This window comes from Dolichospermum sp. UHCC 0259, assembly GCF_009711935.1.
In the GTDB taxonomy this organism is placed as follows: Bacteria; Cyanobacteriota; Cyanobacteriia; order Cyanobacteriales; family Nostocaceae; genus Dolichospermum.
Genome location: NZ_VIKX01000214.1, coordinates 1 through 25,965, shown reverse-complemented (window position 1 = coordinate 25,965; position 25,965 = coordinate 1). Strand labels below are relative to the sequence as shown.

23 protein-coding genes and 1 rRNA gene are annotated in these 25,965 nt (G+C 34.4%); 16 read left to right on the top strand and 8 right to left on the bottom strand.

Annotated features, from left to right (window positions below):
* The first annotated feature begins 47 nt into the window (after positions 1 to 47).
* The 11 genes from FJR05_RS17925 (at position 48) to FJR05_RS17875 (ending at position 10,991) form a co-directional block, all read left to right on the top strand.
* Positions 48 to 305: a CTB family bacteriocin gene (locus FJR05_RS17925; RefSeq protein ID WP_168645371.1), complete on the top strand. Its 258-nt coding sequence runs from the start codon at positions 48 to 50 to the stop codon at positions 303 to 305.
* A gap of 278 nt (positions 306 to 583) precedes the next feature.
* Entirely contained in the window at positions 584 to 901 is a 318-nt protein-coding gene (locus tag FJR05_RS17920) for a hypothetical protein (RefSeq protein WP_168645370.1), read from the top strand.
* 111 nt (positions 902 to 1,012) lie between these two features.
* Positions 1,013 to 3,163: a peptidase domain-containing ABC transporter gene (locus FJR05_RS17915; RefSeq protein WP_168645369.1), complete on the top strand. Its 2,151-nt coding sequence runs from the start codon at positions 1,013 to 1,015 to the stop codon at positions 3,161 to 3,163.
* Between the two features lie 27 nt (positions 3,164 to 3,190).
* Positions 3,191 to 4,594, top strand: coding sequence for an HlyD family secretion protein (locus FJR05_RS17910; protein WP_168645368.1), 1,404 nt, complete (start codon positions 3,191 to 3,193; stop codon positions 4,592 to 4,594).
* A 113-nt stretch (positions 4,595 to 4,707) separates the two neighbouring features.
* Positions 4,708 to 5,367 (top strand): hypothetical protein, encoded by a 660-nt coding sequence (locus tag FJR05_RS17905; protein WP_168645367.1) that lies wholly within the window; start codon positions 4,708 to 4,710, stop codon positions 5,365 to 5,367.
* Between the two features lie 398 nt (positions 5,368 to 5,765).
* Positions 5,766 to 6,443 (top strand): response regulator transcription factor, encoded by a 678-nt coding sequence (locus tag FJR05_RS17900; RefSeq protein WP_168645366.1) that lies wholly within the window; start codon positions 5,766 to 5,768, stop codon positions 6,441 to 6,443.
* A 65-nt stretch (positions 6,444 to 6,508) separates the two neighbouring features.
* The gene (locus FJR05_RS17895) at positions 6,509 to 7,417 is read left to right on the top strand and encodes a sensor histidine kinase (protein WP_168645365.1); all 909 of its coding nucleotides are present in this window, start codon (positions 6,509 to 6,511) and stop codon (positions 7,415 to 7,417) included.
* A 121-nt stretch (positions 7,418 to 7,538) separates the two neighbouring features.
* Positions 7,539 to 8,495, top strand: coding sequence for a ribonuclease Z (locus FJR05_RS17890; protein WP_168645364.1), 957 nt, complete (start codon positions 7,539 to 7,541; stop codon positions 8,493 to 8,495).
* Positions 8,496 to 8,541: 46 nt separating this feature from the next.
* On the top strand, positions 8,542 to 9,018 hold the full coding sequence (bcp, locus tag FJR05_RS17885; protein WP_168645363.1) for a thioredoxin-dependent thiol peroxidase: 477 nt from the start codon (positions 8,542 to 8,544) through the stop codon (positions 9,016 to 9,018).
* 160 nt (positions 9,019 to 9,178) lie between these two features.
* Positions 9,179 to 9,805: a type I restriction endonuclease gene (locus FJR05_RS17880; RefSeq protein WP_168645362.1), complete on the top strand. Its 627-nt coding sequence runs from the start codon at positions 9,179 to 9,181 to the stop codon at positions 9,803 to 9,805.
* A gap of 13 nt (positions 9,806 to 9,818) precedes the next feature.
* A complete protein-coding gene (locus FJR05_RS17875) occupies positions 9,819 to 10,991 on the top strand; it encodes an IscS subfamily cysteine desulfurase (protein ID WP_168645361.1) in 1,173 nt (390 codons plus the stop codon).
* A 136-nt stretch (positions 10,992 to 11,127) separates the two neighbouring features.
* Here FJR05_RS17875 and FJR05_RS17870 read toward each other — a convergent pair whose 3' ends face one another.
* From FJR05_RS17870 to FJR05_RS17855, 4 genes are all read right to left on the bottom strand, one after another.
* Positions 11,128 to 12,063 carry an alpha/beta fold hydrolase gene (locus FJR05_RS17870; RefSeq protein ID WP_168645360.1) on the bottom strand — a complete coding sequence of 312 codons (936 nt, stop codon included), beginning with the start codon at positions 12,061 to 12,063 and terminating at the stop codon, positions 11,128 to 11,130.
* Positions 12,064 to 12,082: 19 nt separating this feature from the next.
* Positions 12,083 to 12,586, bottom strand: a complete 504-nt coding sequence (locus tag FJR05_RS17865) for a DUF4112 domain-containing protein (RefSeq protein WP_168645359.1) — start codon at positions 12,584 to 12,586, stop codon at positions 12,083 to 12,085.
* A gap of 201 nt (positions 12,587 to 12,787) precedes the next feature.
* Complete coding sequence (locus FJR05_RS17860; RefSeq protein ID WP_168645358.1) at positions 12,788 to 13,696, bottom strand: YihY/virulence factor BrkB family protein; 909 nt, start codon at positions 13,694 to 13,696, stop codon at positions 12,788 to 12,790.
* 1 nt (position 13,697) lies between these two features.
* Entirely contained in the window at positions 13,698 to 15,458 is a 1,761-nt protein-coding gene (locus FJR05_RS17855) for a DUF389 domain-containing protein (protein ID WP_168645357.1), read from the bottom strand.
* A 117-nt stretch (positions 15,459 to 15,575) separates the two neighbouring features.
* Between FJR05_RS17855 and FJR05_RS17850 the strand changes: the two genes are divergently transcribed.
* Both FJR05_RS17850 and FJR05_RS17845 read left to right on the top strand, forming a co-directional pair.
* Positions 15,576 to 16,037, top strand: a complete 462-nt coding sequence (locus FJR05_RS17850; RefSeq protein ID WP_168645356.1) for a hypothetical protein — start codon at positions 15,576 to 15,578, stop codon at positions 16,035 to 16,037.
* Between the two features lie 200 nt (positions 16,038 to 16,237).
* Positions 16,238 to 17,359, top strand: a complete 1,122-nt coding sequence (locus FJR05_RS17845) for a ferrochelatase (RefSeq protein WP_168645355.1) — start codon at positions 16,238 to 16,240, stop codon at positions 17,357 to 17,359.
* Positions 17,360 to 17,561: 202 nt separating this feature from the next.
* Here the strand turns inward: FJR05_RS17845 and FJR05_RS17840 are convergent, their stop codons facing one another.
* From FJR05_RS17840 to FJR05_RS17830, 3 genes are all read right to left on the bottom strand, one after another.
* Complete coding sequence (locus FJR05_RS17840) at positions 17,562 to 18,191, bottom strand: restriction endonuclease subunit R (RefSeq protein ID WP_168645354.1); 630 nt, start codon at positions 18,189 to 18,191, stop codon at positions 17,562 to 17,564.
* A 174-nt stretch (positions 18,192 to 18,365) separates the two neighbouring features.
* A complete protein-coding gene (locus FJR05_RS17835) occupies positions 18,366 to 21,215 on the bottom strand; it encodes a zinc-dependent metalloprotease (RefSeq protein ID WP_168645353.1) in 2,850 nt (949 codons plus the stop codon).
* Between the two features lie 508 nt (positions 21,216 to 21,723).
* A complete protein-coding gene (locus tag FJR05_RS17830; protein WP_168645352.1) occupies positions 21,724 to 23,097 on the bottom strand; it encodes a hypothetical protein in 1,374 nt (457 codons plus the stop codon).
* Between the two features lie 173 nt (positions 23,098 to 23,270).
* On the opposite strand from FJR05_RS17830, the gene FJR05_RS17825 reads away from it, so the two are divergent.
* The 3 genes from FJR05_RS17825 (at position 23,271) to FJR05_RS17815 (ending at position 25,146) form a co-directional block, all read left to right on the top strand.
* The gene (locus tag FJR05_RS17825; RefSeq protein WP_168645351.1) at positions 23,271 to 23,501 is read left to right on the top strand and encodes a hypothetical protein; all 231 of its coding nucleotides are present in this window, start codon (positions 23,271 to 23,273) and stop codon (positions 23,499 to 23,501) included.
* An 86-nt stretch (positions 23,502 to 23,587) separates the two neighbouring features.
* Positions 23,588 to 24,184, top strand: a complete 597-nt coding sequence (locus tag FJR05_RS17820; protein ID WP_168645350.1) for a GNAT family N-acetyltransferase — start codon at positions 23,588 to 23,590, stop codon at positions 24,182 to 24,184.
* Entirely contained in the window at positions 24,169 to 25,146 is a 978-nt protein-coding gene (locus tag FJR05_RS17815; protein ID WP_168645349.1) for an MvdC/MvdD family ATP grasp protein, read from the top strand. The genes FJR05_RS17820 and FJR05_RS17815 overlap by 16 nt, the downstream gene beginning before the upstream one ends.
* 644 nt (positions 25,147 to 25,790) lie before the next feature.
* Here the strand turns inward: FJR05_RS17815 and rrf are convergent.
* Positions 25,791 to 25,908 (bottom strand): 5S ribosomal RNA (gene rrf / locus FJR05_RS17810).
* Between the last annotated feature and the right edge of the window lie 57 nt (positions 25,909 to 25,965).

Below are 25,965 nucleotides of genomic sequence, written 5' to 3'. Positions count from 1 at the left end.
GCAGTAAACAACCCCAAGCGATAATACAAATCAAGGAGAATTGAGTCATGTCTAATTTATTTACCGAAGTATCTATTGAACAACAAGCGATCGTATCTGGTGGACTTGTCGGGCAATCTAACAGCGGGTCGATATTTCAGAAGTTGAATTTAGCTATCGGATCACGAAGCATCTCTACTAAAGATGGTAGCACAACAGATAATCTATTGTTGGTAGATCAAACAAATAATGGGTCTTTTGGTAGTGTTGGTTACAACCTTCCTGCCGCAGTTATACCTGCTTTCCCCTCTCTCCCTTTTAACTAAACAGTAGAAAATCAATAAATGTATTTTAAGCATACAGCTTTTAACATCCGATTTTCCATCTGATAATAAGTAGTGGTAAGGTATAAGTAAGCAGCGAAAATTGTGTTTGCTTTTGTCTTAACAAAGCTTTAAAACCCACTACTGAAAGTATTAAAAGAAAATGATTTGTGTGTTCATGCTATAAAAATGATGCACAAATCTATTCTTTAATACTTGTATTTGTTTCCTAATATTTTACCAATAAAATTATTTTTGCAGCAAAGATAAGAGGTTTTACCATGTCTGATCATCTAAAAACAAAAAAATCAGATTTATTCATAAACTTATCAGAAAATCAACAGGAGTCTATATCTGGTGGTAGATCATCTTCACCCTTTGAAATGTTTTATATGTTCTACCAAAATACAAATATATACACTAGAGGAAGTAATGAAGTGAATATTTCCCAAGGAAACTTGAGCGGATATTCAAGAAGTGAAACTGAATATCAATTTTCTCAAACAACCTTTATTTTATCCTCATTGTTTGGTGGTAGTCGTCGTAATAAGCGAAGACGAGGTAATAGCTTTTTATCGAGAATATTTAGTTTTTTCTAGGACAATCCGTAGGGGCGGGGTTTCCCCGCCCTTCGCCATATATTCAACCACCAATTAAATAAAATAAAAATTAAATAATATATTTTTATTCTTTTCTATGGTTCTTTGCTTATGAAACTCCAACTCGTTAAACAACATAGTGAAGAAGACTGTGGAGCAGCTTGTTTAGCCACAATATCTAAATATTACGGTCATACATTTACCCTTAATCGCATTCGTGAAGCCGTCGGAACTGGACAATCTGGAACTACATTATTAGGATTAAAAAGGGGTGCAGAAACTCTGGGTTTTAAAGCTAATCCAGTTAAAACATCAGCAGAAATACTTGATCGAATCAATGAAGCTCCCTTACCAGCAATTATTCACTGGAAAGGAAATCATTGGGTTGTTTTATATGGTAAAAAAGGACAGAATTTTCTGATTGCAGACCCCGGAATTGGGATTCGTCATCTTTCTAGAAAAGATTTAATTGATGGTTGGAAAGACTGGCTAATTCTCCTACTAGAACCAGACCCTATTCGCTTCTTTGAACAAGAAAGTGATAAAACTGGTGGCTTTTGGCGTTTCTTTCGCCGAGTTTGGATTTATCGCGCCATTTTAGCTCAAGCATTACCTTTAAATTTAATCTTAGGTTTATTATCTTTAGCTTCCCCTTTCTTACTACAAATTCTCACCGATGATGTATTAGTGAGAGGTGACACAAAATTACTGACTACCGTAGCGATTTCTGTAGTAGTCATGAACTTTATTTCTAATAGCCTTTCCTTTGTCCAATCTAACTTAATTGCTAACTTTGCTCAACGGTTACAACTAGGGCTAGTTTTAGACTTTGGTAGACAAATTCTGCGTCTCCCTTTAAGTTATTACGAAGCTCGACGCAGCGGTGAAATAGTTAGTCGCTTACAAGATATTGAACAGATTAATCAATTAGTTGCTCAATTAGTTGTTACCTTACCTAGCCGATTTTTTATTGCCTTAATCTCTCTAGGATTCATGATTTTTTATAGCTGGAAATTAACCGGAGTCGCCTTATTAATCTCCGTGTTAATGACCTTATCTACAATTATTTTCCAGCCAACTTTACAACAAAAAACTCGTGAGCTTTTAGTTCAAGAAGCAGAAACTCAAGGAGTTTTAGTGGAAACATTCAAAGGAGCATTAACTCTCAAAACAACTACTTCAGCACCACAATTTTTAGACGAATTAGAAAGCCGATTTATTCGTCTTGCCAATCTCACATTTCGTACCATCCAAATTGGCATCATTAATAATACCTTTTCTGGGTTTATTTCCGCTATTGGCGGTGTTATTTTACTTTGGTTTGGGGGTTACTTGGTAATTGAACCCGCTGAAAATCTCAGTATTGGTAAATTACTAGCATTTAACTCCATGAATGGTAACTTCTTGGGTTTAATCGGTACAGTTATCGGCTTTGTTGAAGAATTTACCCGTGCCAAAACTGCCACACAACGCTTAACAGAAGTTATTGATGCTACTCCAGAAAATGAAAATGATGGCAAAAAGCCTTTTGCTAAAATTTCGGAAAATGCTGATATTATTTGCACCAATTTAAACTTTCACTATGCTGGAAGAATTGATCTTTTAGAAGATTTTTCTTTAACAATTCCTGGTGGTAAAGTAGTTGCTTTAATTGGTAAATCTGGATGTGGTAAAAGCACCCTATCTAAATTAATAGCTGGATTATATCCTTTGCAATCTGGCAATATTCAGATTGGACTTTATAACCTTCAAGACCTTTCTTTAGAATGTTTACGTCAACAAGTGGTACTTGTTCCCCAAGATGCTCATTTTTGGAGTCGTTCTATTATCGAGAATTTCCGATTAGGAGCGCCCTATGTGACATTTGAGGATATTGTTAGAGCTTGTAAAATTTCTGGTGCTGATGAGTTTATAAATAAATTGCCTGAAACATATCAAACTATTTTAGGCGAATTTGGTGCGAATATTTCTGGGGGACAAAGACAAAGATTAGCCATAGCTAGAGCCATTGTGACAGAGCCACCAATTTTGATTTTAGATGAATCTACAGGTGGACTTGATCCAGTTAGTGAAGCTCAAGTTTTAAACCAATTATTTAAATATCGTCAAGGGAAAACAACGATTTTAATTACTCACCGTCCTCACGTCATTAATCGTGCCGATTGGATTGTTTTAATAGATCAAGGTAAGTTAAAATTAACAGGTTATTTGCCAGATTTACGCACTAAACCAGGAGATAATTTAGATTTTTTTATTCCTTAGTCATTATTTATCATTGAGGATTTTTATATGCTTTACACACATAATCAAGAATTTGGTAATTCTCTAATCAGCAATGATGAGTCGCTACCATCTATAAGTCCTTGGACATCTTTAGTAGGTGCATTTCTCATTGGGACTGTTATTGCTTGTGTTTCTTTGTCCTCATGGGTGAAATATAATGTCACAGTGAAAGCTGCTGCTATTATTCGTCCCATAGGTGAAACTCGTGTGGTGCAATCAAAGACAGACGGGACTATTAAAAATATTTTAGTCCAAGAAAATCAAATTGTTCAACAAGGGGAAGTAATTGCTTTTTTAGATACTGAGCAATTGCTAATTAAAAAAAGCCAATTAGAAGAAAATATCAAACAAGGTCAATTACAAATAGTCCAAATTTATGCTCAAAATCGGACTTTAAATAATCAAATCATGGCGGAAAAAAAAGTAATAGAAAATATTATTAATTCTGCCAAAGAGGATTTATTAAGAAATCAAAGGGAATATCGAGAACGACAAATTAATACTGAAAGTGAGTTAATAACAGCACAAGTAAATATTCAAAAGGAATTAGTAGATTTACAAAAAGCCGAAGCTGATTTAGAATTTGCCAAAGTAGATCGAGATCGTTATGAACAATTATCAAAAATTGGCGCAATCGGTACGCGGGAATTTGAGCAAAAGCAGCTAGTTGTCAAACAGGCAAACTTAACATTACAATCTGCACAAAAGTCTGTTGATCTTGCCCAAATAAAAATTAAATCCCATCAAGCTGCTGTTAATCCAACTAGAGCAATGGTAAAGATAGCAGAAAAACGTATTGCTCAAGAAGCTGCTAAAGGTGAAGCTAATATAGCGGCTCTAAATAAAGAAAGAGAAGGATTAATTCAGCGATTGGTGGAACTACAAACCCAAATAAAACAATCACAAAAAGAAATTCAACAAGTCGAAAATCAGCGCAAAAATAGTATGATGCTAGCTACAAGTAAGGGAATTATCTTTAAACTCAATTTACGAAATTCTGGTCAATTTGTCCGCGCTGGTGAATCTGTTGCTGAAATTGTCCCCGATAATGCTCCTTTAGTTATTAAAGCGATGATTCCAACCACAGAAATTAACAAAATTGCTGTTAATCAAAAAGTCCAGCTTCGTGTTGATGCTTGTCCATATCCTGATTATGGAATTGCGAAAGGGATTGTGAAAACAATTGCTCCAGATGTAATTACACCTCAGAGCAAAGACACAAATACTAAAAATTATTCGGGGATTAGCTACTTTGAAGCCACAATTCAACCCGAAAGCAATTCATTTGGATATAATGGTCATCAGTGTGTGCTGCAATCAGGAATGAACGCTACAGCCGAAATTATTTCTAGGGAAGAAACAGCATTGCAATTTATATTGAGAAAAGCTAGATTAATTACTGATGTATAAGTGGCTATTCAATTTATATTAAATCACTATATCTAGCAAAATTAAAGACATTCTATGGAAAATCTCTGTCAACTTGTTGTAAGAAAAATAGTTAATTTAGTGAAGTCATAACCATGACACAGTTTATGACAGTTGATCAAAAAATTCAGCAAGCATTACAGTGGTGGTTTTATAGAGAATTTCTGAAATTATTTCTGGAATCTGAACAAATTCGTGATGATCTATTACAAGAATCTTTTACAATCCGGCGTAATCTAGATTTACTAGCTATAAATAACCATAATTTATCAGGTACAAAAATTCAAGATTATATTAAAAAAATTGATAAATTTCATCACTCCTTAGTACAATTAAGCGATCGCCTATGTCCCATATCTATTCAAGATAGCTTACCTTTATCTATTGAGTATTTATTAGAACCTTGGATCAACTCCTCTCCCTATCTGGATTTCCAGATTAATATGCCTAATTACTGGCGACTTGAAGAACCTAAATGTAGTTGGATCATTATCAGAGTTTTAGAAGAATTACTGAAAATAACTTTACCAGAATCAGAAATTATACCCCCTATTTATATTCATATTACTCTCAAACAAATAGGTAGTATCGGGTTGTTAGCTGTCAAAATTTCTTATCCTGATATATCTACTCTTATTTTTTATTCCCATTTACCAGAATTAGAATACCTTTACGATAGCTTTAAGTTCTTAATATCAGGTAAATGCTCATACTTTCATAAGAATCTCATATCAATTTGGCACTTTTATTGGTAAGTATTTTCTATTAAGTAGGTTGATAGAAACAATTTTTTGTATATCACGAAGTATGAAAAACACCAATAACTATTTTCGTATGTGTTTTATGTGGTTTACATTTGTTCATACAATTGAATTTATTTCTTCCAACCTAATTACTTAATAGCTCTCATAGTACCAGATCCTATAACTGTCAAAACTATGATTAATCCTAAATTATTGTTAAATAAAGACAATTTTTATGGTGATCAATCAACATAGTAATTTCAGCGTTTTCTAAGATTTTTTTAGGGGTGGGGGGTATGACCCCTCATAGCCAATGAATTATAGGTAATAGAATCTAGTAAAACTAGTTAATAGTCGTAGATAGTCACCACAATTTATTAATGGTGTAACTATTGGGACAATGATTAAATATGAAACAATCTTTCTCAGAAAAGTCGGGTTTAAAATTCTTGGTAATTGATGATCATGAATCAGTGTTAAACGGAACTGTGGAAATATTAAGAAAAAACTATCCTAGTGCTGAATTTAATACTGCTATAAATGCTAGTTATGCTGTTGAGCAAGTTCTAATCTGCCAACCTAATTTACTAATTATGGATCTTTCTATACCAGAAAAACTAGAAATGACAGCGAAAGTTGATACAGGTATTCAACTCCTGAAGGTTTTAATGAACAATTATTTACACCTAAATTTCGTCATTCAAAGCGTCCATGCCAGAACATTAATACGTATTCGTCCTTTTATTGATAATCATCAAGGTGGCTTTACAATTGCGGATAAAAGTCTTTCTACTCAAGAAATGTTAACTAGAGTGGATTGGGCATTACAGGGATTAACTCACACAAAAGATATCAAAGGAATTCACTCAGGTTTAGAGGTAAAACCAGAGTGGTTAAAAGTGCTAAACTTAGCTTTTGAAGAAGGATTACAAGATAAAGCGATCGCTGAAAATATGTGCATATCTGAACGCATGGTGCGTCATTATTGGAGTAAGTTACAAGACGTTTTAAATATTTACCCTGAAGAAGGTAAAAATATTCGCATTCAAACAGAAATCAAAGCTAGAAAAGAAGGATTAATTGATTAAATAAAATTAGTAAAATCAAAAATGTGTTTTCCATAATTAAAGTTTTGACAATGGAATACAAGCTTATGCAAACTCAATTTTGGAAAAAACTAAAAGAAGAAATTTATTTTATTTTTCTAGGAAAAATAGTCGGCATCATCATAATTATTTTCACCATTATTACTATCGTCTTAAGTAGTCATTTTTTGTCAATTTGGCATAACTTATTTTACCTCATGCCAGCAATTATCGTTATGGTGATAAATTGTCTTATTTTTATAGCTTTATATCAATATAGCCAGATCGTTCAATCTGGCATTCAATCCCGACAGACCATGATTAAAACTACATTTGAGACAATTCATAATGGACCATTACAAACTCTAGCTAAAGTTTTACGTCTCGTTAAAAGAAAAGATTTACCCATTCATAATTTGCTACCTTTAATAGAACAAGAACTTGAAGAATTGAATCAAGAGTTACGCGGAATGTACGAACTTTGGCAACAAGAAACCTTAACTCAAGATACTAGCCTTTACTTAGGAAATAATGTAGTTATAGATTTGCGAAATCCCTTACCAGAAATTCTTTATCAAGTTTATAATTACACACTAGAAAGGGATTTTCCCTGTTTTAAAACCCTCAAACTAAAAATCCATAGTTTTGAGCCTATATATGAAAGCAGTTTGAGTATTGAAAATAAGCGAGGACTTTGCCGATTTTTAGAAGAAGCCTTATGTAATGTTGGTAAACACGCCACCGACATCACCTGTTTACAAGTTACTTATTCTTGGGTTGAAGATCAAGGGATTTACACTCTGAGTATTATAGATAATGGTTTAGGAATTTACCCATTAAAAGAAGGTTGGGGAACAAAACAATTTAAAAATTTAGCACAACAAATTAACGGTAAATTTAGGAGAGTTTCCCTTTATCCTCAAGGTACTCTTTGCGAGTTATCTTGGCCTTTACCAAATTCTTTCTGGTGGCAATAAAAACTAGGAAAATTAAAAATTCTTGATGTTTTGCTTTTTCTCCAATAGCTGACTGTGCCAATACTGTGTCAAGATAGAGAATCGAGGACTATATTGAGCCAAAGGAAAGCTAAAAAACACCGTGCAGATTACATTCTTAGGGACGAGTTCAGGTGTACCGACAAGATCACGCAACGTTTCCAGCGTAGCACTGAGGTTGCCGCAACGGGCAGAACTGTGGTTATTTGACTGTGGGGAAGGAACTCAACATCAAATTTTGCGGAGTGACTTAAAAGTTAGCCAACTATCCCGAATTTTTGTCACCCATATGCACGGTGATCATATTTTCGGCTTAATGGGATTGCTGGCTAGTTGCGGTTTAGCAGGTAATGTAGACAAAATTGATATTTATGGTCCATCGGGATTAAACGAATACTTACAAGCCGCTTCTCGTTACTCTCATACTCATTTTTCCTACCCCATTAAAGTGCATACTGTTCAGCCGGGGATAGTTTATGAAAATGATGAATTTACAGTTAGCTGTGGTCTTTTACATCACCGCATTCCTGCCTTTGGCTACCGAGTCACGGAAAAAGACAGAACCGGACGTTTTGATATAGAAAAAGCCAAAGCCTTAGAAATTCCTTCAGGTCCAATTTATGGACAACTTAAGCGCGGTGAAACAGTCACTCTGGAAGACGGAAGAGTAATCAATGGTAGTGAATTATGTGGACCAACAGAAATCGGGCGGAAAATTGCCTATTGTACAGATACAGTTTATTGTGACGGTGCTGTGCAATTAGCAGAAGATGCAGATGTGTTAATTCATGAAGCCACATTTGCTCATCAAGATTCAGAAATGGCTTTTCAAAGGCTACATTCTACAACTACAATGGCAGCCCAAACAGCACACATTGCAGGAGTCCGCAAACTGATTATGACACATTTTAGCCCTCGTTATGCGCCAGGTAATACTATTGAATTAAAAGATTTACTTAAAGAAGCAAAAGCAATTTTTCCGAAAACAATCATGGCTCATGATTTTATGGTTTATGATGTTCCTCGCAGACGGGAAATGGAATCAAATGTGAGTACATAATTTTGCTATAATTTTCACTGATCCCTAATTTATCGCCTTCTCATTTATGAGCAATATTCCCCAAATTGGACAACCTGCACCAGATTTTTCCACCCCAGATCAAAACAATCACCTAATCAACCTCGCTGATCTTAATCAGTGGCTAGTCCTCTATTTTTATCCTAAAGATAATACACCTGGTTGCACTACAGAGGCTCAAGATTTTACAAAATTATCCTCAGAATTTACAACAGCAGGAGCAAAAATCATCGGTGTTAGTCCAGATTCTGCTACCTCTCATTGCAAATTTATAGATAAACATAATTTATCAATTACCCTATTAACTGATCCTGAACATCAATTAATAGAAGCTTATGGTGCATGGCGTTTAAAAAAGTTTATGGGTAAAGAATACATGGGAGTTGCTCGTTCAACTTTCTTGATTTCACCTGATAAAATTATTGCCTACGTTTGGCCTAATGTCAAAACAAAAGGTCATGCTGAATCTGTACTCAATAAAATTAAGGAATTAGCAGCTATTTAAACTTTGATAGTCCGATTTGTCAGACTTTGTTGATATACCCGTGATATTTGATTGCCCAAATGTTAATTAATTTAAACTTTACTTTACCAAATTAGATTAATGAAATAACATAACCATTCCCACCTTATACAATAGGAATATCAATTCCATTATTTGTATTATGGTTCAATTCATCCAAGCGCAAAATATAGGCATTGCCGACTTAGAAGCAAGATTTGGTCTAGAACAAACCGACAATGAAACATTTTTTCCTGAATGGTTAGAAAATTTACCAGAAATCTCTGATTTAGAAAAACAATATCTAGACAGAGTAAAATTTCATTTTCTCCGATTAGTTAAACGTCCTCCTTTATCGGAAGAAACAGTAAAATTAGTAGTTTTATCTCCCTTACTCAGTTTATCTGGATTTTATGATGAACCTTTTTTTATTAGAAGTGAATCATCAATAGAAATTGCAGTCGAAGATGCAGAAGAAGTTATCAGAGGCAGAATTGATGTTTTAGTTATCCAGCAACAATTATGGTTATTGGTAATTGAATCTAAAAAAACTGCTTTTTCCCTTTTAGAAGCCATACCTCAAGCACTTACTTATATGCTGGCTAATCCTCATCCTCCAAAACCCGTATTTGGATTGGTAATGAATGGCAGTGATTTTATTTTTCTTAAACTTTCTCAAATCAATCAACCTCAATATGCTTTGTCTGATCAATTTACACTTTTGAAGCGAGAAAACGAACTTTATCAAGTTTTCCGAATCTTAAAAAAACTAGGTCAAATTTTGAATTAATCGTCAATTAATTATGTCCAGTCGTCCTATCTACCTCGATTGTCATGCTACTACCCCCGTTGATGAAAGGGTAATGGCTGCTATGATTCCCTATTTTACAGAAAAGTTTGGTAATGCGGCTAGTATTAGTCATGTTTATGGTTGGGAATCAGAAACTGCTGTTAAACAAACACGGGAAATTTTAGCAAATGCAATTAACGCCACACCCGAAGAAATTGTTTTTACCAGTGGTGCAACAGAAGCAAATAATCTAGCTATTAAAGGTATTGCTGAAGCTTATTTCCAAAAAGGTCAACATATTGTGACCATTAACACGGAACATAAAGCAGTTTTAGATCCTTGTGAATATTTAAAAAATCTTGGTTTTAATCTGACAATTTTGCCAGTAAAAAAAGATGGATTAATTGACTTAAATCAGTTAGAAAAAGCCTTGCGTGATGATACAATTTTAGTATCTGTGATGGCTGCAAATAATGAAATTGGGGTTTTACAACCAATAGCTGAAATTGGGGCAATGTGCCATCAACGGCAAATTATTTTTCACACAGACGCAGCCCAAGCTATTGGTAAAATCCCTTTAGATGTGGAAGCGATGAATATTGATTTAATGTCTCTTACAGCCCATAAAGTTTATGGACCAAAGGGAATTGGGGCTTTATATGTTCGCAGACGTGATCCTAGAGTGAAACTTGCTTCCCAACAACATGGGGGAGGACATGAAAGAGGAATGCGTTCTGGGACATTATATACACCGCAAATTGTGGGTTTTGGTAAAGCTGTAGAAATTGCCATAACCGAACAAGAAACAGAAAATCAACGGTTAACAGTATTAAGAGAAAGATTGTGGCAACAATTATCTACTGTAGAGGGAATTTATATAAATGGAGATCCTCAAAAACGATTAGCAGGAAATTTAAATATTAGTGTGGAAGGTGTAGATGGTGCGGCGCTTTCTTTAGGTTTACAATCAATAGTAGCTGTATCCTCTGGTTCTGCTTGTTCTTCTAATAATGTTGCTCCTTCCTATGTGTTGAAAGCGTTGGGACATTCAGATAAATTAGCTTATGCTTCGGTGCGGTTTGGGATTGGGAGATTTAATACAGTTGAGGAAATTGATCAAGTTGCCCAACAGGTAATTTCTACTGTGCAAGGTTTAAGAAGCGCGTCAGTAATTAGGGCTTGTTAAAAAAGTAGGGGCAAACCCCCTGTGGTTGCCCAGAGAGGTTGTGGGGCAAGCACGGGGGCATTGCCCCTACGGAAAATCCCCTGAATTTTGATCATTAATAATTGGTAAAAACACAATTTATGTCATTAGTCAAAATTCAACAGAAATTGGTATCTTTTAAAAATTCTAAAATTGCAGCATTCACAACATCAGCAGAACCAGTTGATGCATCATGATAACAGTTTTGCAAAATTTGTAAGCGAGAATTAGGCAAATGTTGATGTAATTTTTCTCCATGACTAACAGGAAACCAACTATCTTGATCACCCCATAAAACCAAAGTTGGACATTCAATATTTTTGAGATTATTTTGAATATTTTTCAGCATACTTGGCTGATTATTTCGCAAATTCTCAATTTCGTGAGCAGCAATTTGTAACTCTTCAGCCACTTTTACCAACGTTCCCGGAATTTCAATGAATGGGTAAGTAATCCAATAAATATCTTCTTCTGTTAATAATGAAGGATTATATAACACCCTGCGTCTTTCTGCTCCCATGACTTCTCTGACTAAAGGTGCAAACCAATATGCAAGACGTAAATCATCAATTGCATGGATAATTTCTATTGGTGTTTGTGCTAATAAACCCATAGACCAATGAGGTAAAGTTTCTGTAAAAATAGGAGCGTTAATTACTACTAACCGTCCGATTAAATCAGGATTTTTACCAGCTAATCCGAGAGAAATTAATGCGCCTATAGATTCTGCTACAATAATGGGTGGTTCATCACATAAACCTTGAATAATGCGTTTTAATTCAATAATTTGATGTCCTGTTTCTTCTCGACGAGATACAGGCTTTTCTGAAAAACCAAAACATTTAAAATCACAACAAATTACTCGAAAATGTTGAGATAATGGTTCAATACTATGCCGCCAATTATAACTCCAACTGCCTAAACCATGTAATAAAATCAGCGGTCTCCCGTTACCTTTTTCACCATAGGCTATTTGAATTGGATAACCTTGAGAATCATTAATAATGAGATTTTGCTGCCCTTGAGGAAAATTATCTTGCCACCAATCTTTCATGATTTTATAGATAAGTCATTTAACTACCAGTAAAAACTTGCCATAATATTCTTATTAATATCACGGGTATGGATATTAAGACAATAGCCAGTAAAAATAAGCCAATACTAAAAATGAGGATAAATGTGTTATTTACTTTTTGATTTTGCTGCGGAAATTTTAAAGCTTCTTCTAATAAAATAATATTGTAATTATTCGCCCTCCAGGCAAAATCAAACAAATCTCCTAACATGGGAATAGATCCAACTAAGGAATCTACAATCACATTCATTACCATCCGTCCTAATGTGGCTGTGGGTACGCCCAATTGTGCGGCTTCAATGATAATATAAAAGGAAAATATTAATCCTAAAGCATCACCACCTATGGGTAGTAATCCTATAATTGGATCTAAACCAACTCCTATTTGTGTTCCGGGAATGGTAATTATATTATCTAATATTCCACTCAGTTGACGTAGACGCTTTAATCTCGGTGCATAACCATCAGGTGTAATAGAAAATTGTTCAGAAGAATTAGGCATTATTAATAATTTGCAATTGCTGTTTAATCAACTTTTATATTATCTCATTTCTTTATACCAATTTTATATCAAGCTGCACATAATCATAAAATTGATCATATCATCTGCATTCTATCTGTGTTGATCTGCGTTTCATTAATTATGATTAGCTATTCTATCCACATCTTAAAGTACATTATCGGTAAATCAAGTACAAAAATTTTACTCCTGACTCCTGACTCCTGACTCCTGAATTCTGCTGTTATTGTTCATGTCTTCACCGACAGTTACATTTAATTGGTGTCCGACGAGAAGAACGAAAGCACTCATCCATAACCATAACATTAAAACAATTACAGCCCCCACAGCACCATAGACTTTATTATAATTGCCAAAATTGCTCACATAGAGACGAAATAGTCCAGAAACAATTGCCCAAAAAATGGCTGCTAAAATTGCCCCTGGCATTAGTGGTGTCTTTGGTTCTAATTTGCTTGGTCCATAGCGATAGACAAAAGCAAAAGCGGTGGCCACAGTACACAATGCTAAAGGCCAACGTAAAAATTGCCAAATATGCAATAAAAAAACTAAATAAGTATTGCTACCTACGACTATTCCCAAGAGTAAATCACTAATAAATACTAGAAAAGAAGCCACCACTAATAATAATATAGTCCCGATTGTTAAGCCAAGAGATATCAGTTTTGCTTGCCAAAAAGGACGGATTTTTTTGGTGGGAATTTGCTGAATCCTATCTAATGCTGTCATAGCTGTATTAATTGCCCCAGAGGCAGCCCAAAGAGCAAGTACAAAACTCAGAGAAAATAAACTACTATTTTTAGAGTTGGCAATTTCTTCAGTCGCAAAATCCCGGATTAATATCCAAGCTTCTTGAGGAACAATTCTACTCAGTTGTGTTGCTAGTTGAATAAACGTATTTCGTAAAGATTCTGCAAATAAGCCAATTGCTGTTAGCAGGGCCAGAATTGCCGGAAATAGTGATAAGATGGCATTAAATGCTATTTCAGCCGATAGTCCTAAAAGTCTTGTCTCAATTGTCCTCGAAAAAGTTTTTTTCAGTGTGGGCCATGTCAGGTGACGAAAGAACCTAATAAAACGGATATTACACATCTTAGCTGGGGTTGAGCAAAGTTTCTGATGGTGGATTCATCAGTGATTTTAGTGTAAGTTTAAGTTTTACATTTCTTTGAGATTCTCCTCCTATTTGGGTATTGACCCTATCATCACTCACTTGCCATTTTAATTGTAGATATTTTGTAATGGCTTGCGATCGCTCTTGAATTATATCTTGTGTTTCGGTTAGTTCCTGGTTAACTGTCACTTCCAGATTTAAATTAGGATGTTGCTGCAAAATTTCACCAGCACTGTCTAAAATTTTGCCATTAGCTGGTGTTATTACTGATTTATCTTTTTCAAAAGAGATAATTCCTAGAGAAGTTGATCTTCTCTCCATTTTCACCTTTGCAGACTGATAACCAAGCCTATTTCTAATATTATCCGCTATCAAACTTTGAGCATCTCTATCAATGTCTCTTTCACTCAAATAAAATAACCTAATCTTCAATGGTTCAACGGCATTAGTAATTAATTCATAATCAATTAATTGGGCTGGCTGGGGAAGTTGAATATTGTTAAAGGCAGATTGCACTTCTTGAAGAAAATTGGCTTGTAACTCAGCAATAGTTATAACTGGGGTATTATTCTTTTCCTCAGTTACTTCGCGGATAACTTCATTTGCTGTTGTGGGAACTTCAATTAATTTCAGTCCTAATAATTCTGGTGATTTTTTCAAACGAGCAGCTAATATTTGAATATAACTATTTTGTTCTTCATTCGTATATTGCTTACTGCTAAATATTTGCAGTTGAATTATCAATTTATTGTTTTGCTGGATAGTAGCAATATTACTCAGATAAGACCTCGTTTCACCATTAGGGAAATTCGCAAAAGTCTTTTGCCACACTTCAGTTGCTTCTCTACGAATTTGATTTTCCTTTTGCTGCAAAGTAATTTCTCGTCTGAGTTGGATAAAAGATTGATTGAGAGGAAAAATAATTACAGCAATGGTACTAAAAATTAAGATAAATCTTCCTGGTAGACTGCCAATCTTTTTGATCTTATTGTAGGCAGGCAAGTTCTCTAAAACACTTTGCATTCGGATACTTTCTTTGTCTGTTGTTCGCCAGTCCCTAACTTTTGCTCTTACCTGAGGACTATCAATATGTAGACACAGAAAAACCAGCATGGCTGAAAAAGTTATCGCCACTAAATTGGTAAAAAATAGCAATCCGCCACCACTAGCTACCTGTAAACCTCTAGCATAATCTAGACTGATTGCTACACCAATACCATAGCCAACAACACATAAAGGTGGCATCAAAGCTACGGCAATAGCCACACCAGGAATAGAAGTAGCTATTCCTTTTGATTCTTGACAAATGGCTACTGAACCCACTCCACCGGAAAATAAAGCCACTACCAAATCTAAGATATTGGGACGAATCCTCGCTGCAATCTCACTAGTTATTTCCTTAAATGGTAGTAATGAGACGAGTAACACTGCAAAAGTAATGGCGACGAAACAGCTTATCACCAGATTCAACAGCGCTCGCATAGCTAGGATCACATCACCAGCAGCTAAGGCTAGTCCATTAGCCAGAATACCCCCCATTAATGGAGAAATTAGCATTGCACCAATAATTACGGCTGGACTGTTCAGCACTAATCCTAAGGTAGCAATACCGGCTGCAAATAAAACCTGAATCCAATAACTAATATCCGCCAGGGTTACGGATCTGCATATATCCAGGTATACTTGTTCCTTACGGGCTTGACTAATTCCCAAGTTGTTAGCAAACTTATCTCTAAACATATTTTAAGTGGTAATCACATTCAGTTGTGAGTAACAACAAACATCAATAATTTTTCCAGTCTACTACTCTATAGGTTGTATTAAAAAAGTTAACCCCAGCTACTACAAAAACCTTCTATGACTCAAGATCTAACACAAAAATGGTTAACCGAAATTCAGTCTCTCACGCAACAGATGACGCAATTTCAGCGGGAACGAGATGAAGCTTGGGAAAGTTCGCAAAAATGGCGACAGCTTTATAATACTGAAGCAGAACAGCGGCGTGCAGATGCGAAAATTCACCAAGAAGCGATCGCATCTATAAAGGCTGAAGTCCAAAAATTTTCGGGTGTTAATGCTGAAACGGGAACTGATATTACTACAGCTATTCAGCAAGAAATTTCCCAGTTTAATTCTATAGAAGAGTTACAAGTTCAATTGTTAGAAGTCATACAGGAACGTGATTGTCTGTTACAAGCTTTGAAACTTGAGCAAGAAAATCACGCTCAAACTCGGAAAAGTCTCACGACAGCTTTAGGTGATGCCATTGATAGTTTAGCACGTTTAAGGGCAGACAGAAAAAATGTAGAGGACGCATAGAATCAAGTAATATTAACACATTAATGATTACAATCTTGTATTAAACCTTAATGTGATTTAATGTATTGAGTTAGATGTGTATTTTTATTTTTATTTTTATCCCATCCCCCTGGATAGGATATTATGCTACAAATTGATAGAGATAATCTAGTAATTGTCTAGGCTTGTCTCTCTGTTTCAGTTATCTTGAGGAACTCATTGTGGTTGCAACCCCGGAAAAACTGCACGCTACCCATAGCCACGATCATCTACCCAGTAAAGACCGTGTAGCCGTATTACTTATGGGCTATGGCGAAGTCGAAAGCTACGAAGATTTTGCTAACTATAACGAACAAGCTTTAAATTTACTGACGGCTAAATTCGCTCCTGTTCCTACTTGGATTTATCCCCCCTTAGCCAAGCTTTTGGCATTATTTGATCGTCATGAATGGGGACACACACATCATGATTTTATCTCCCCACATAATGCCATTTTTGAAAGACAAAGAGCGGGTATTGAACACGAATTACAACATAAATGGGGTAATGGTGTTCAAGTTTTCAAAGCTTTTAACTTTTGCGCTCCTTTTTTACCAAACCAAGTTTTAGCCGAAATTAAAGATCAAGGCTTTAGCAAACTTCTGATTTATCCATTATTAGTTGTTGATTCCATTTTTACCAGTGGTATCGCTATTGAACAAGTAAATAATGCTTTGGTAGAATTAGCTGATGGTGATGAACATTGGATCAAAGCCCAAAGATATATTCCTTCGTTCTACAATGAGCCAAAATATATTGATTTGATGGCGCATTTGGTAGAAGAAAAAATTCATACTGATTTGGCTAAAGGTTATTTACCTTCGCAAATTGGGATTATCTTGATGAATCATGGTTGTCCTCACAAAGCTAAAGGCTTTACATCTGGAATTGATGAAAGTCAAGCCATGTATGAGTTAGTGAGAAATAAGTTAATTAACAATTACCCATTAATTTCTGTGGGTTGGTTGAATCATGATACACCGTTAATTGAATGGACTCAACCAAATGCTACAGTAGCTGCTCAAAATTTGATTCAATTGGGTGCAAAAGCGTTGCTATTTATGCCCATTGGTTTTGCCACAGAAAATCATGAAACTTTGTTAGATGTGCATCACATTATTCATGATTTAGAAAAACAACATCCAGATGTAGATTATTTACAAATGGCTTGTGTTAATGATAATCCACAATTTTTAGCTATGGTTGCTGAATGGGCAAATGCACATATAGCAGAGTTGATGTCAACTGAAGGTATGGCTGTTAATTCGCAATCAGCTATTACTCACCACCATCACCATCATTAAGTAATTGGGGCGGTTAGAAACCGCGTCTACACAGACGAAATCCACACTATGGCTAACGCCACGCTACGCTATCGACAAGCTCAGTGACCGCCTGCGTGGGTTGAAAATAATTAATTTTTTATGAGTCCACTTAGGTGGGCTTTTTTTGTAGCCATGTCAGACTTTGGCGGGGGTTTTGGTTGGGTTATATTTGCTACTAATTCTAACCCATCACCAAATGAGTTAACCGCTTGAGAATACGAAAAACATCATAAAGTTCATTTCCAGGGTTGCGAGTTAAAAACCCTTTTGATAAACCATAACGAGGTGGATTTCCCATGACTAATTTCACAAAAATAAATTCACCACCACTTGTAATCATGCCAAAACAAGGTTTATCTGGATGGGGATTAGCTAACATATAAACTAGAATTTGGGCTAACCCCTTTTCAATCGAATACTCCGCTTGTTTTGACTCTATCACCATTACCCAAAATTGATCTTTTAAGATTAAAGTATCTATTTTTCCTTTGATAATCACCCCTTCATCTTCATTAACAATTTCTACAGCTTCTTCTGCTTTAATATATAGTGGAGCAAGATAAAAATCGCCAATAAACAGTATAGGATCTACAATTGCCATTCTTACCACATCTTCTAATAATGGGGGATAATTTAATAAATTAAAATAACCTGTCTTGACTTTATCCAAAAGTTGTTTATCTAAATCTGTTAGTTCTGTTAAATCTGCTTGCCATTCCCGGAAAAATTCGGGATCAAAAACTAATTCAATTCCAAAATTATCAATCAAATAACGTAAATTGATATCTCTTGCTTGCAGTGTAATTGTCATAGGTTTAATAAATAATTTAATTTTTCATTGCATACTAATATATGCTAACATAAATTTTTAGCTAAAGAAAAAACGACTCTTTCCCGCTTTTTTTCTATAAAAGGCTGATATCCCCTACTTCCTATATCAATTGATAATTGGTAAAAGAGGAAATAGGGGATCTTATGTAGCAGATTAATTCCCTACCAAAGGTGCATTTAAAGTCTTCTCAATGCGATCGCGTGTTTCTAATAAAAAAGCTTGAGTATATTTATCTTCAGAATTCACCCGTCTTAATTGATTATTTAACTGTTTGAGTTTATACCAAGCCAAAGTTCGCGCATCTTCAGGAGCAGATTCTTTTCGCAACACCATTCCCATCAGTACATTCAGATATTCCCGTTGTAAACCTCTTCGCAAACTAGAAATTTGCACTTTACCTTGAGGTTTTAAAACCTCCGACCAAATCCCCGTTTGTAAAGTATCAAATAATTCCGGCAAAGTGAGAGATTTTCCTGATGCACTTTTTAATTCTAGATCCTTAATCCGAGTTAGGCGATCGCTTGCCAATAAATCCCGTAAAACCGCAGTCTGCACCAACAACACTAAATCATGAATCGGATAATCTAACCGTCCGACTTGAATATTAGTCCCCCAATGTAACCACCGCGAAGGTACTAACTTATTCAGTAATTCCGGGGGAAACTTTAAAGCATCTTCCACAAAAACATACTTTTGCATAATCATTAATGCTTGTCGCTGTTCTTCTACCGGCACCAGCACAAATGGTACTTGTCCCTTAGCATCACTGGGCTTAACTCGGTAAAAAGACTGCCCACCAATATACTTACTTATATAGTATAAATGCTGTAAATAATTCCTCAAAATACTATTGAAACGCTCCTCTACATCACTAGCATTCTCTGTATCTATAGAATATCCCTGATTTAATCGTTCCCACATCCGCCGCGTATTAGCCAATTGTGACTGAGAATAAACCAACACATTACCACTATGATCCCAAGGATTCACAGTTGGATCACTATTAGATAAATCCTCATCAGGAGCATAACTCAACTCCCGTTGGTTAGATCGTCCCGCAATTGCCGCTAAAAACGACCTTTCTCCCAGGGTAGTTATCGCTTGACTGGGAGTATAACCATACTCAATTGCCCATTCATCATAAGGTCCCACCTGATTGGGAAAATAATCTCCCTGCTTGACACCATCAGGAGCAATATTAGGAGGAATATAATCCATGACCGATGCTGTCATCCCTTTAGTCCGAGTAATTTCTGGATTATTCATCTCAATCGGAGAGAGTAAGGTACTACCCCGGAAATTATGCCGCAAACCCAAAGTATGACCAACCTCATGGGTAATAATTAAACGTAAATATTGATGGATATAATCTTTTAACTGCTTTGGACTTGGTGGACTATTTCCTAACATAGACATTGCCAAATAACCAAAAGCCAACTGATTAGATGCCTCCATACCGTAGCATAAATCATAATCTGTCGCCAATTTAGACAAATTGCCTAATGATTTTAGCGATTTTTGCTTACCTTGTCCACACAAACCTTCATTATTAACTAATCTTGATAAAGAAGTATTAGTTTGTGAATTTTGAGGTTGAATAATTTGCCGATAATCATTTTTTAATAATCGGACAAAACTACCATCAATCAGAATATCTGCATCCAAAATTTCCCCAGTTAAGGGATTAACACGAGATGGACCCATCGCAAAAAAACCATCCACCGTATTAATCCACCGGATAGTATTATAGCGAATATCGGCTGGGTCCCAAGTAGCATTATCAGGCATTTGTTCAACTTGAATAGCATCCTTAAATCCCGCTTTCAAAAAGGCTTGATTCCACATCAAAACTCCCTCTTTGATAGACTCACGATATTCTAGAGGCACAGCATTATCAATCCAAAAAACAATCGGTTTTTTCGGTGGAGAAATTGCGGCTGTAGGATCTTGTTTTTCTAAATTCCAACGATTAATATAACGAACAAAAGGATCTCTTCGTTTATCTTTAGATAAATCTTGATAAGCTGTGAGGAAATAACCCACCCGTTCATCAGCTAACCGAGGTTGATATTTAGTTTGTGGTAATTCCGATAAACTATAATGCACCTTTAAGGTAAAACCGCGACTATCAGCTAAAACATCCAAATCCTTACCAGCACTAGTAAAATTGAAAATCGCCTCAATTTCTAAATTACCAGGAAATACTTTCGCATTACCAAGATAACCTTGATCAGGACTAGCAGCTAATTCTAAATTAGTAGCTAATCCTGCTAAATCTGTCAGTAATAAATCACCTAAATCAACTAGAATTGTTTTTTGTTGTGAATTAATACTCTTAATAGGAATAGTGTACAGCACAGAATCACTAAATGATCTAGCTACTGATCTAGCTTGAGGATCTCCTTCACGAGTCCGAAAATTAACATTACGAACTACAAATTGTAACTGATTATCTACCTTTTGAAAATAGAATAAAAAGTCTTGCAATGGCATTCCACTATAAATACCTTTTTCACCGATTCCCGATTCTAAAGTGGAAGTTGCAATAAAGTTTTTTTGAAGTTGTTCTGGTTTAATTTCTAGATAGATTTTATTCTTATGCTTATGACGATAAATAGTAAAGATTCCCTCTGATTTTTGAGTATCCTTCGTAACTTCTGCAAAATCCTCTAATTCATCTTCTTTCGGTGATTTAGATTCAGGTTTAGTTTTTGGTTTCTCTGTTACCGTCTTAACTTGGAGAAATGGTTGTTTTCCCACCTCCTTTAAATCTCTAAATACCCAAACGAAATTTTGTTGTTTTACCTGATTATTTTGATCAATAACTGCTATCTTTGCCGATGGTAATTTTAATTTTTGAGAAATTTCATTCGCATTAGCGATTTTTTTCTCTATTTCTAGATTTGCATTATTGTAATTATTTATTAATGATTTAGCATGAGCAGTTTCTATAGAAACAAATAGACTATTCAACAAAATAACAGATAAAGTAAATTTATTCATTCCCAAAGTTCCTGATAATTACCGTTTGATAGAGGAATAATCTTGGTGGAGTTTGATATATGATCACGGCTGATACTCTAATACGTATTGCAGTTGGTGAATGCTGACTTATTATTATTCCTTGTTAGACTTGATATACCTCACCCTATTCTCTCTGAGTCTTGTTTAGAAATCAAATAGGATTCCTATGTAATTAGTAAAACATCCATGATTTTAGTTTAATTGTGCCATTAGGTAATATACATCAAAAGGTCAACAACCATAAATTGTATTTACCAAATTTCACCTCCCCAAAAGTAGTGCAAAAGTAGGGTGTGTTAGCGACAGCGTAACGCACCATTCCAGGTTAAATCAGGATTGCAGGTTATTAAATTTGCGTTCTTTGGCGAAAACTGGGGTAACTAAAGCCGAAATTTATCTATGTCACCTTGGATTTAGAAGGCTATCGTAGTGGTAAATTAAATCAGGTTTTACCTCAAGTCGCTTTAACAAATTAGAGCTTATTATTCTAAAATTGATGATTGTCAACTTTAGAAGAGTTTTTAACATATTCCTTAAAAACTGAATATAATTGAAACAAGATTGTATTATTTCTTATTTTCGTGACTAAATACCTTTGTTGTAAAGACTGTAACCCATTATTAAAATCAACAACAGATAAATTTAAACCCTCTTTTAAACAGTCTCTAGTAATAGGTATGTCAAACTTACTTAAATGCAACACTATTTCTTTTTCTTGGAGTGATAAATGGTTAAACACATCCCGAAAACGAGATTGCATCTGATTAGTAATATGCAAAGTATTCTCAGCTAAAAAATCAGCAACTTGACCATCGTAATTCTTGTTAATTAAGATACTCACACTTTTTAAATCAATCAAGTTACCTGCATATAAATCAATTAAGTTTAACCAAGTATTTTCATTTTTTAATCCTCTATTTTGGAGAATATCAACATTATATAATCCTGATAGCTCTAAAGACTTAATCGGACATAATTCATCATCTAAACATTCCATTTCTGGACATTGTTCTTGACTAATAACAATTACATGACTTTGATGTTTAACCTCTGTAATCATAGTAAAAAAGTTTTGATAATCTTGATATTCAACTTTGTATTGTCCTGCAAATTTACCAGGAATAAATATATTTTGTAAATTATCAAGAATAATTAAACATTTTTGATTCGCAAGAATATCAAATAATTGTTTTAATCGTTTATCTAAAGTTGCTTGAGGTTCTTGTTGACAAACATTCAATAAATCGGAAATAAATAAATCTAAAGGTTGAGGATATTTTAAACTTCTCCAAATAACCACTACAAATTCATGTAAGTTTAAATCAATAAATTTTTTAACTAAAGTAGTTTTACCAGTTCCATATAATCCTGACACTGAAATCAAACGAGTATTTTGCTTAAATATCCAATCAGAAAGTTTTTCTAATTCTGTCCCACGTTGATAAAATTTTATAATTTCAGGAGCTAAAGTTAAATCGTAAACAGATAATTTAGATTCAGTATTTATATTAATTTTATCATCTTCTTTATTAGGTTGATTTAATGTTTGCGAACTATAATAATAATTATTACCAATACAAATATTTGGATTTTGAGATGATTCAATATTTAATCTTTCAAATGTAGAACGAAAATTGGTTTTTTTAATATCTTCACCTAATGATTCAGATAAAAGTGACCATAACTTATAACCTACATCTGATAAATGCTTTTCGGTTAAATTATATTTTTTAGCAATATCTTCATAAGTGTCTCTTTGCCAAGTTCCCTCCACTACAGCCTTTTGAATACCATCTAAGTGCTTACCAGTATGTTCAAAAACTAACTGATCAGCAAATTGTAACGCTTCATTTACATCCATTGATTTTATACCGGGTAAAGGTTTGGTGTAATTATACCCGAACTTGATCCGGTTTTTTCTGGGTTTTCCGGTTTTTTGCTGAATATTCTTTTATAAAACTTCCGGTAAAATCCGGTTGTACAAGACTTAACACTAAAGTATAAAGTATAGGTACATACAAAAAATAACCTATTATGAAAACGACAACACCAATCGGAATGCTCTATCGTGATCACGTTGACTTTAAGGAAAGAGGATATGAACCTGTTCCTGATAAGTGGGATTATAATCCGCAAACTCAAGTTTCATCTCTTATAGAAATGGGCGGACCAAGTGAACCAACTACTACAAGCATGGTTGCTAAGACAACCGGGTTCCCTTTATCAGATTCAGATGAAGATAATGATGATAAAGGTACTGATTAAAATTAAGTTTTAATCTATTTTGGTTGGTTTTAATTTAATAATAATAACCAACCTGATTCTTACAAACAGGGTTTCAGTAACAAATTATGTTTAAAAATCTAAGAATTAGGAAATCGTTAGCAACAATAGATCAAGATTTTTATTTCAAATGTTTTTTCTCTCCTGAATGGTCATTAATGTTTGACTTGAATTTATATAATTCTGAGATTGACAAAACACAGTACATCAATCAGAAGATTTATGGTGATTACCCTGATTTAATTCGTCTGATTCTCTATCATAAGGAAACTAATCAAAGAGTAGGATTTTGCAGCATTTTGATAGATGATCATAAAACAAGAAGATGTTCTTTATTTGGTGGAGTAGATCCTGATTTATTAGGTAAAGGCTATGGTTCAGTAGGTCTTTACTTATTTTTAAACTTTATCTTTTCAGAAATGAAAATGAATAAAGTTACTTGTCAGGTATATGATTTTAATTCTTCCAGTTTTAAACTGTTAGAAAAATCTGGATTTATATTAGAAGGAATTTTGAGACAACACGCTTTTAACGATCAAATACAAGAATTTGTAGATATTAAAAATTACTCTTTATTAGCATCTGAATTTGTCAACAGTCGTATTTATCAATTATCCGTAAAACTTAAATTAAATAAAGGAAATTTTATATGTCAAGAAAAATAGTTTTAATTGTAACCTCCAAGCAAGATTCTCATGCTGATTTAGTAATTTATAAACTAAATCAACGTAATTTGCAAGATCGAGTTATTAGACTAAATACAGAAGATTTATGGTTAAACACAGAAATATCAACAAATGGTTCTAATTTTGAAGTTAAAATTCTCGACTCTCAACGTAGTTTTAATTCTGAAGAAGTTTTGAGTGTCTGGTTTAGAAGACCAAAAGAAATAGAAGTTTCTCATCTAGAAGAGGGAACTTCAGCTTTTATAAAATCACAATGTACTGCTCTTTTAAGAGGTTTTTATTTTTGCACCCATGATACAGCACGTTGGGTTAATCCTTTACCTTCTTTGCATCGAGCTAGAATTAAATTACAGCAAATAAAATTAGCTCAAAACTTAGGAATGAAAACTCCTAAAACTTTAGTAACTAATAATCCTCAAGAAGTGCTGAATTTTTTTGAACAAGTACCTAAAGTTTGTACAAAAAGTTTAGATGAGGCTAGTTTTGAAATTGATGGCCATATTTTCCCTTTATATACACATATCGTTAATTTACATGAGGTTAAAGAAAATTTAGAAAGTATTAAAATATGTCCTACTTTATTTCAAGAATACATAGAAAAACTTTATGAATTAAGAGTTAATGTAATTGGTGATCAAATTTTTGCCTTAGCAATGTACTCTCAGGATAACGAACTTTCACAAATTGATTTTCGAGGTTTAGCACCTGCAAAAATGAAGCAGGAATTAGTGAAGATTCCTGATACATTAAAAACACAAATCTTTCAATTTGTCAAACATCAAGGATTAGCTTTTTCAGCTATGGATTTTATTGTTACACCTGATTATCAATATATATTTCTAGAAAATAATTGTAATGGTCAATGGCAATGGGTTGATCAGCTTGCAGGAGGCAAACTTAGTGAAGCAATGATTGATTTATTGCTAACTAATAAAGGGTGAATTTTAAGAAAAGTAAAATTCTACTTCCCTGCTTAAAGTTCACCTAAAAATTAATTATAATGATTCACAAGGAGAACACAAAATGGATGAAGTTAAAGTCGGATTTCGGTGGAAATTTATCTTCAATTGGCTAATACTTGGTTTATTCATAGGAAATGCAATCCTGCTTTTGATGTCCTTACAAAATAAAACTGTAACTTCTGATTCAATACAGTATTTTGTCATAGGAAGTCCCGTTGGGTGTATTTTAAGTGCCACCGTTGCTCTTGGATTAGATTGTCGCAATCTTTTATTTTTTGATACTAGTAAAGGTTATTCCTGGCGGGGTTTTAACACTATTGAACATAGTCCGTCAGTATGGTTATTTTATCCCTTAATTTCCCCAATTAGCTTAGTTTGTTTGTTATTAATGTTATTGTTCATTTCCATATCTATGATTATCAATACACTAATAATCAAACCAATATGGAGGTTTTTCAGTATGGATGTTGGCAAATCCATCATAGGGATGGATAGGTGGTTTAATAAGTTGGTTGACGATTTTTTTAATATAAAGTGGTTTTGATATTAAAATTACCTGTATAAATGATAAAAAACCCCTCTCTATTATTTCATAGAGAAGGGTTTTTTAGTTGGAATAATAAACCTGGCATCGAGCTATTTTGACGTAGGGCTACCCCTAAACTATCGTCGCCGCAGCAGCGTTTCACCTCTGAGTTCGGGAAGGGATCAGTGTGGTTCCACCGCGCCATAGACACCAGGAAAACCTTGCGGAAGTCAAAAGTCAAAAATAAGAATTGAAATTTGAAACTAACAACA

What these genes read in the sequence shown, in the direction of transcription:
- FJR05_RS17925 (WP_168645371.1), top strand. Translation starts at nt 48, where the DNA reads ATGTCTAATTTATTTACCGAAGTATCTATTGAACAACAAGCGATCGTA.
- FJR05_RS17920 (WP_168645370.1), top strand. Translation starts at nt 584, where the DNA reads ATGTCTGATCATCTAAAAACAAAAAAATCAGATTTATTCATAAACTTA.
- FJR05_RS17915 (WP_168645369.1), top strand. Translation starts at nt 1,013, where the DNA reads ATGAAACTCCAACTCGTTAAACAACATAGTGAAGAAGACTGTGGAGCA.
- FJR05_RS17910 (WP_168645368.1), top strand. Translation starts at nt 3,191, where the DNA reads ATGCTTTACACACATAATCAAGAATTTGGTAATTCTCTAATCAGCAAT.
- FJR05_RS17905 (WP_168645367.1), top strand. Translation starts at nt 4,708, where the DNA reads ATGACACAGTTTATGACAGTTGATCAAAAAATTCAGCAAGCATTACAG.
- FJR05_RS17900 (WP_168645366.1), top strand. Translation starts at nt 5,766, where the DNA reads ATGAAACAATCTTTCTCAGAAAAGTCGGGTTTAAAATTCTTGGTAATT.
- FJR05_RS17895 (WP_168645365.1), top strand. Translation starts at nt 6,509, where the DNA reads ATGCAAACTCAATTTTGGAAAAAACTAAAAGAAGAAATTTATTTTATT.
- bcp (WP_168645363.1), top strand. Translation starts at nt 8,542, where the DNA reads ATGAGCAATATTCCCCAAATTGGACAACCTGCACCAGATTTTTCCACC.
- FJR05_RS17880 (WP_168645362.1), top strand. Translation starts at nt 9,179, where the DNA reads ATGGTTCAATTCATCCAAGCGCAAAATATAGGCATTGCCGACTTAGAA.
- FJR05_RS17875 (WP_168645361.1), top strand. Translation starts at nt 9,819, where the DNA reads ATGTCCAGTCGTCCTATCTACCTCGATTGTCATGCTACTACCCCCGTT.
- FJR05_RS17870 (WP_168645360.1), bottom strand. Translation starts at nt 12,063, where the DNA reads ATGAAAGATTGGTGGCAAGATAATTTTCCTCAAGGGCAGCAAAATCTC.
- FJR05_RS17865 (WP_168645359.1), bottom strand. Translation starts at nt 12,586, where the DNA reads ATGCCTAATTCTTCTGAACAATTTTCTATTACACCTGATGGTTATGCA.
- FJR05_RS17860 (WP_168645358.1), bottom strand. Translation starts at nt 13,696, where the DNA reads ATGTGTAATATCCGTTTTATTAGGTTCTTTCGTCACCTGACATGGCCC.
- FJR05_RS17855 (WP_168645357.1), bottom strand. Translation starts at nt 15,458, where the DNA reads ATGTTTAGAGATAAGTTTGCTAACAACTTGGGAATTAGTCAAGCCCGT.
- FJR05_RS17850 (WP_168645356.1), top strand. Translation starts at nt 15,576, where the DNA reads ATGACTCAAGATCTAACACAAAAATGGTTAACCGAAATTCAGTCTCTC.
- FJR05_RS17840 (WP_168645354.1), bottom strand. Translation starts at nt 18,191, where the DNA reads ATGACAATTACACTGCAAGCAAGAGATATCAATTTACGTTATTTGATT.
- FJR05_RS17835 (WP_168645353.1), bottom strand. Translation starts at nt 21,215, where the DNA reads ATGAATAAATTTACTTTATCTGTTATTTTGTTGAATAGTCTATTTGTT.
- FJR05_RS17830 (WP_168645352.1), bottom strand. Translation starts at nt 23,097, where the DNA reads ATGGATGTAAATGAAGCGTTACAATTTGCTGATCAGTTAGTTTTTGAA.
- FJR05_RS17825 (WP_168645351.1), top strand. Translation starts at nt 23,271, where the DNA reads ATGAAAACGACAACACCAATCGGAATGCTCTATCGTGATCACGTTGAC.
- FJR05_RS17820 (WP_168645350.1), top strand. Translation starts at nt 23,588, where the DNA reads ATGTTTAAAAATCTAAGAATTAGGAAATCGTTAGCAACAATAGATCAA.
- FJR05_RS17815 (WP_168645349.1), top strand. Translation starts at nt 24,169, where the DNA reads ATGTCAAGAAAAATAGTTTTAATTGTAACCTCCAAGCAAGATTCTCAT.